This window comes from uncultured Caballeronia sp. (assembly GCF_964243625.1).
Classification (GTDB): Bacteria; Pseudomonadota; Gammaproteobacteria; order Burkholderiales; family Burkholderiaceae; genus Caballeronia.
Window position 1 is genome coordinate 1 of the sequence record NZ_CAXTGZ010000392.1, and the last position, 5,863, is coordinate 5,863.

Annotated in this window: 5 protein-coding genes and 1 pseudogene; 1 reads left to right on the forward strand and 5 read right to left on the reverse strand. The window is 60.4% G+C overall.

Annotation, left to right across the window (positions count from 1 at the left end; genetic code table 11):
- Positions 1–744, forward strand: a 744-nt coding sequence (locus tag ACFFAR_RS22635) for a porin (RefSeq protein WP_174362831.1), incomplete at its 5' end; no start/stop codon positions are given.
- 164 nt (positions 745–908) lie between these two features.
- On the opposite strand, the gene ACFFAR_RS22640 is transcribed toward ACFFAR_RS22635, so the two are convergent.
- The 5 genes and pseudogenes from ACFFAR_RS22640 to ACFFAR_RS22660 all read right to left on the reverse strand — a co-directional run.
- Entirely contained in the window at positions 909–1,778 is an 870-nt protein-coding gene (locus tag ACFFAR_RS22640; protein WP_075358928.1) for a proteasome-type protease, read from the reverse strand.
- Between the two features lie 163 nt (positions 1,779–1,941).
- Complete coding sequence (locus ACFFAR_RS22645; RefSeq protein ID WP_062002542.1) at positions 1,942–2,739, reverse strand: transglutaminase family protein; 798 nt, start codon at positions 2,737–2,739, stop codon at positions 1,942–1,944.
- A 23-nt stretch (positions 2,740–2,762) separates the two neighbouring features.
- Positions 2,763–3,716, reverse strand: a complete 954-nt coding sequence (locus ACFFAR_RS22650) for an alpha-E domain-containing protein (protein WP_062003617.1) — start codon at positions 3,714–3,716, stop codon at positions 2,763–2,765.
- Positions 3,717–3,785: 69 nt separating this feature from the next.
- Positions 3,786–5,192, reverse strand: a complete 1,407-nt coding sequence (locus ACFFAR_RS22655) for a circularly permuted type 2 ATP-grasp protein (protein ID WP_062002541.1) — start codon at positions 5,190–5,192, stop codon at positions 3,786–3,788.
- 347 nt (positions 5,193–5,539) lie between these two features.
- Positions 5,540–5,812: pseudogene (locus tag ACFFAR_RS22660) on the reverse strand (alpha/beta fold hydrolase); the annotation flags it as partial.
- Positions 5,813–5,863 lie beyond the last annotated feature (51 nt).

The window sequence follows — 5,863 nt, forward strand, 5'->3', positions numbered from 1 at the left end:
GACGTAGACAACTACGACAACAGCTTGCGTACGTCGAACGCTGTCAAGTACGTGTCGCCGAACTGGGCCGGCCTGCAAGTTGAAGGTTTGTACGGCTTCAGCAATCTCGCTGGCACGACTGGCCAAGGCCAGACGTGGTCGGGCGCAGTTGCATACAACAACGGCCCGTTGGGCCTGGCTGCTGGTTACTTCTACTCGAGCAACCCGAGCGCTGGCCGCGGACCGGCATGGAACAGCCCGTCGTCGGATTCGCTGTTCGATGGCCCGATCAACAACGGCTACACGACCGCTCACTCGATCGGTATCGCTCGCGCTGCTGCCCAGTACGCAATCGGCCCGGTAACGGTCGGCGCGTCGTACAGCAATGCGCAGTACGCACCGGACGGCAATTCGGCATACTCGTCGACGCAGAAGTACAACATCGGCAACGCGTTCGTGAACTTCCAGGCTACGCCGGCTCTGCTGTTGGGCGCAGGCTACACGTACGAGAAGGCAAGCGGCGATACGTCGGCCAAGTACCACCAGGCTTCGCTGGGTGCGGACTACTCGGTTTCGAAGCGTACGGACTTCTACGCTGTAGCGGCTTACCAGCACGCAAGCGGTACGCAAGCTACGTACACGACGAATGCAGCAGGCCAGACGGTTCGCGTCGATCAGGCTGCGCAAGCTTCGATCGGTTCGTACGGCTACGCTGGTACGAGCAACCAGGAACTCGTGATCGTCGGTATCCGTCACAAGTTCTAAAGCTGGATCTGAAGCCGGTTTCGGCTTCGATTCCAGAAACAGCCATTGGCCCCAGGTCGATGGCTGTTTTTTTATGTGCAACCGTCAAGACGTGACGACCATCGAGCAAAAAGCCCGCTGTCTTTCGACAGCGGGCTTTTCTTTTACGGCATCCGGCGGAAAACCTACTGCTGAGATCGTCCGGTATCCGGCTGCATCAGCGTCTGGAACGGCGGCGCCGACGTATCCGGCTGCGTCAACGCATCGCCGTGCACCACGCGCGGCACGCTCGATACCGTCTCGCGCGCCCGCAGCGGCACATTTGCCGGATCGGCCCATGTGGGATTCGGAATCTCGCCGAAGATCTGCCGCAGGCGTTCGCCCCACGTGCGATGGATCATCTGGAAATACTGGTTGTCGTGATCGAGCGTGGAAAAACGCGTCACCTGCAGCGAGTCTTTCTCGTAGACCAGCAGATCGAGCGGCAAGCCCACCGACAGATTGGATCGCAACGTGGAATCCATCGACACCAGCGCGCACTTGGCGACTTCATCGAGCGGCGTGGAGGGCGTGATCACGCGATCGATGATCGGCTTCCCATATTTCGATTCGCCGATCTGGAAATACGGGCTCACCAGCGACGCCTCGACAAAATTGCCCGCCGAATAGATCATGAACAGGCGCGTGTTCGCGCCGCGAATCTGTCCGCCAAGAATGAAGCTGCAATTGAAGTCGACACTGAATTCCGCGAGCGTCGCCGCGTCCCGCCTGTGGACCTCGCGAACGGCTTCGCCAACGAGCCTTGCCGCATCCGCCATGGAAGGCGCGTTGTAGAGCGTGAGCTTGTCTTCAGGAGCCGGTTCGGACAACAACTGCATGACAGCTTGCGTCAAGGCCAGGTTGCCGGCCGCAAGCAGCACCAGGACGCGATCGCCGGGTTGTTCGAAGACCGCCATCTTGCGGGCCGCGCTGACGTGGTCGACCCCGGCGTTCGTGCGTGTATCGGACAGGAAAACCAGTCCTTCGTCAACGCGCATTGCCACGCAATAAGTCATCCGTCGAATCCCTGAAAGAAGCAAACCAGTATTGTAAGCGCGCTCTCGCCGAACCGGGCCAGAAAGGTGCTGAAAAACGTGTGCCGAAACTCACCGTTCATTTACTTTTAACATATCGGCAAATCCGGCGTGCACTTGAGCGAAAAGCAAAGGTGCCGCCTGGTTACTGATCGGCCATTGCCTGCACCGATACATCCACGCTCATGCGCTCTTCCTTGCCGCCCACCCGCGAGCCGCGCACCGGCGCCGCGGCTTCGTAGTCGCGCGCAACGGCGAGCCGGCAGTATCGGCCGCTCGCGAACGCGGCGTGCGTCACATCCACCGATACCCACACGTCGTCGAGCCACACATCCACCCACGCGTGGCTTGCGGCATGCGGCACATCGCCCGGATCGATGTAACCGCTCACATAACGCGCGGGCACGCCACGCGAGCGGCAGCAGGCGAGCATGAGATGCGCGTGATCCTGACACACGCCGTTGCCGAGTTTCAGCGCTTCAGCCGCCGTGCTCGTGACGGCTGTCACGCCCGCCTTGAACTGCACTTTCCCTTCGATGTTCTCAGCCAGCGCAATCAGTGCCGCCGGCGAGTCGATCTTCGATACAGAATGCGCGAGCTCGCGGATCGACGCATCGGCTTCGGTCAACGCCGTGTGACACGTGTAATGCTGCAGCGGAATCCGGCCGGGGCCGTCGTTGAGGCGGCCGCCGTCCAGCAAGGTGGTCTCGACCTGCCCCGTCACCGACAGGTTGATCTCGGTATGCGGTTTGGTCAGCACGAGCGTATGCAGGGTGTTGGAATACGCATCGCGAGTGACGTCGAGCTTGCCGACGGTATCGATATGCCAGCGCCGCACCATCTGCGCCGAGCCGTTGGCCGGCGTCATGCGCAGTTGCTGAATGGAATACTGCACGGGCACGGCGTAACGGTAACTTGTGTGATGCCGAATGGTCAGAAGCATGATTTTTCCCAGTACGGATGCGTTCAGGCGAGAGGCAACATGAGGAACGTACGCATCACGCGTACACCCAACTCATCGACCCGTTTCAGGAATTGCGTCAAATAGGCGTGCACACCGGTTTCGAGAATCTGGCGGATATCCGTGTACAGCACGTCGGCGCGCAGCTTGCCGGCAAAGCGCTCGCAATCGTTCGATCCGTTCGTGCGCAGCTTGTCGAGCGTCTCGCAAACGCCATCGAGCGATGCCAGCAACGAACGCGGCATTTGCGCGTTGAGGATCAGCAACTCGACCACGCGCGAAGGCGTCACGACATCGCGATACACCTTGCGGTAGATTTCGAGCGCCGACACCGAACTCAATATCGATGTCCAGTAATAGAAGTCTTCCAGTTGCCGGGCGGCTTCGCGGGAGTTGGGCTCGGCATCGGCAAAACGCACGTCCAGGATGCGTGCCGTGTTGTCCGCGCGTTCCAGGTACATGCCGAGCTGGATGAACCAGAAGGCGTCGTCGTGAAGCGCCGTGCCGACCATCACGCCGCGGCACAAGTTCGAGCGGTACTTGACCCATTCGAAAAGCGTATCCGGGCTGTTTTCGAGTTCGCCGGCGGCGAGCTTTTCGCCGAATTCGAGCCAGGTGAAGTTGATGGTTTCCCAGGCTTCAGTGGTCAATGTGCCGCGTACGGCGCGCGCGTTTTCTCGAGTCGCGTGCAGACACGAAATGATGCTCGACGGATTGCCCGAGTCGGCAACCATGAAATGCAGCATGTCTTCGAGCGAATCCGAGCCCGGGAAACGCTGCTCGAAAAATGATTCGAGCTCCGAAATACGTAACACTGAGCGCTGCGCACGCGCGATCTGTTCGGGCGTCTGCGGCAGCAGCATGCCCTTCAGGTTGATGTCGAGCATGCGTGCCGTGTTCTCTGCCCGCTCCATGTAGCGGGCCATCCAGAAAAGGTGATCGGCTGTACGGCTTAGCATCATGATGGCGTTCCGTTGTTATGCAGCGCTGAAACCGCGCCACGCTCGAGGCCGTAGCCCTTCGAGTGATTAATCCACCATCCAGGTATCTTTCGTGCCGCCGCCCTGCGACGAATTCACGACCAGCGAACCCTCCTTCAACGCCACGCGCGTGAGGCCGCCGGCGGCCATCGTCACTTCCTTGCCGGACAGCACGAACGGCCGCAAATCAATATGTCTCGGCGCGATACCCGATTCCACGAAGGTCGGACACGCGGATAACGCAAGCGTCGGCTGCGCGATGTACCCATCGGGCCGCGCGATCAGGCGTTCACGGAAGGACTCGATCTCGGCTTTCGTCGATGCCGGCCCGACCAGCATGCCGTAGCCGCCCGCGCCGTGGACCTCCTTCACGACGAGCTCCGGCAAATGCGCGAGCGTGTACGCGAGATCGTCAGGCTTGCGGCACTGGAACGTCGGCACGTTGTTCAGGATCGGCGTCTCGCCGAGGTAGAACTCGATCATGTCGGGCACGAACGGGTAGATGGATTTGTCGTCGGCGATGCCTGTGCCCATTGCATTCGCTAACGCCACACGGCCCGCGCGATACGACGTCAGCAAGCCCGGCACGCCCAGCGCCGAGTCCGTGCGAAACGCGAGCGGGTCCATGAAGTCGTCGTCGAGCCGCCGGTAAATCACATCGACGCGCTTCGGCCCCTGGGTCGTGCGCATGAAGACGTAGTTTTCATCGACGAAAAGATCCTTGCCCTCGACCAGTTCCACGCCCATTTGCTGCGCGAGGAACGAATGCTCAAAATACGCCGAGTTGTACATGCCAGGCGTCAGCACGACCACGTTGGGATCGTCCACACCGGCTGGCGCGATTGAGCGCAGTGTCTCCAGCAGCAAATCCGGATAGTGCGCCACCGGCGCAATGCGGTTCTGCACAAACAGTTCCGGGAAGAGCCGCATCATCATCTTGCGGTTTTCGAGCATGTACGACACGCCCGACGGCACGCGCAGATTGTCTTCCAGCACGTAGAACTCGCCCGCGTCGCCGGCGCGGACCACGTCGACACCGGCCACGTGCGCATAGACATCGAGCGGCACATCCACGCCCTGCATCTCCGGCCGATACTGCGCGTTGGTGTACACCTGCTCAGCCGGGATCTTCCCCGCCCGGACGATGTCGTGATCGTGATAAATATCGCGGATGAACATGTTCAGCGCACGCACGCGCTGCCTGAGACCCGCTTCGAGCTTGCGCCATTCATCCCCGGGGATGATGCGCGGAATCATGTCAAAGGGAATCAGGCGCTCGGTGCCGGACAAGTCGCCATTCACGGCGAACGTGATGCCCACGCGCCGGAACAGCAGATCCGCTTCGGCGCGTTTGCGCGTGATGGTTTCGGGGCTTTGCGTGGAAAGCCACCGGGAAAACCGCGCGTAGTGCGCCCGCACGGTTTCTTCGTGACGCATTTCGTCGTAGATCTGCATCTGTGCGTCCTTTTTTGATCGCGGCGCGAATGCCGCTCGTGGGTGGATTGGCGGTATAGATGCTGCCGCCTGGCCACGCCTTTTGTCCGACGCTCTCGTAGTTTCAGTATCCCCAATAAAGCAACAGCCGTGCCATTTTTTTAATACTTGTTTTTACTCATTGTTTTGGCGGGTTATGCGGGGGCGCTGCTTCAAACAGGTGCGACCGGATTTCGCCGATGCCAAGCGTCATCCGCGCCCTGCCCCCGTTTGGTGCACGACAGGCTAGGTCACGGATTCTTGAACGTGGATTTTCGAGGCGGTGTCCAATGCGCGGCCGGCATTTACCGCCGCGCATTGCATTGAAACTAGTTGCGCGCCGAAAGCCCTTCGAGCAACGCCTTGTGAAACGCCTGCGGATCCTGCATTTGCGGCGCATGGCCGAAATCCGGAAACTCGACGAGCTTCGCGCCCGGAATCGCCGCCGCAGCCTGCTTCGCCAGTTCGGGATATCGCCCGAGCGTAGGCCGGATATCCGGAGGTGCGAGATCCTTGCCGATCGCCGTCGTGTCCTTGTCGCCAATCAGCAGCAGCGTCGGCGTCCGGATCTGGCCAAATTCATACACCACTGGCTGGGTATAACGCTCAATACAGTAGATCTACCGCTGCTCTCGAAAATACCTATCCCATAT

Bases quoted from the DNA above. Each gene is read 5' to 3' on its own strand.
- ACFFAR_RS22640 (WP_075358928.1), bottom strand. From the start codon at position 1,778: ATGACTTATTGCGTGGCAATGCGCGTTGACGAAGGACTGGTTTTCCTG.
- ACFFAR_RS22645 (WP_062002542.1), bottom strand. From the start codon at position 2,739: ATGCTTCTGACCATTCGGCATCACACAAGTTACCGTTACGCCGTGCCC.
- ACFFAR_RS22650 (WP_062003617.1), bottom strand. From the start codon at position 3,716: ATGCTAAGCCGTACAGCCGATCACCTTTTCTGGATGGCCCGCTACATG.
- ACFFAR_RS22655 (WP_062002541.1), bottom strand. From the start codon at position 5,192: ATGCAGATCTACGACGAAATGCGTCACGAAGAAACCGTGCGGGCGCAC.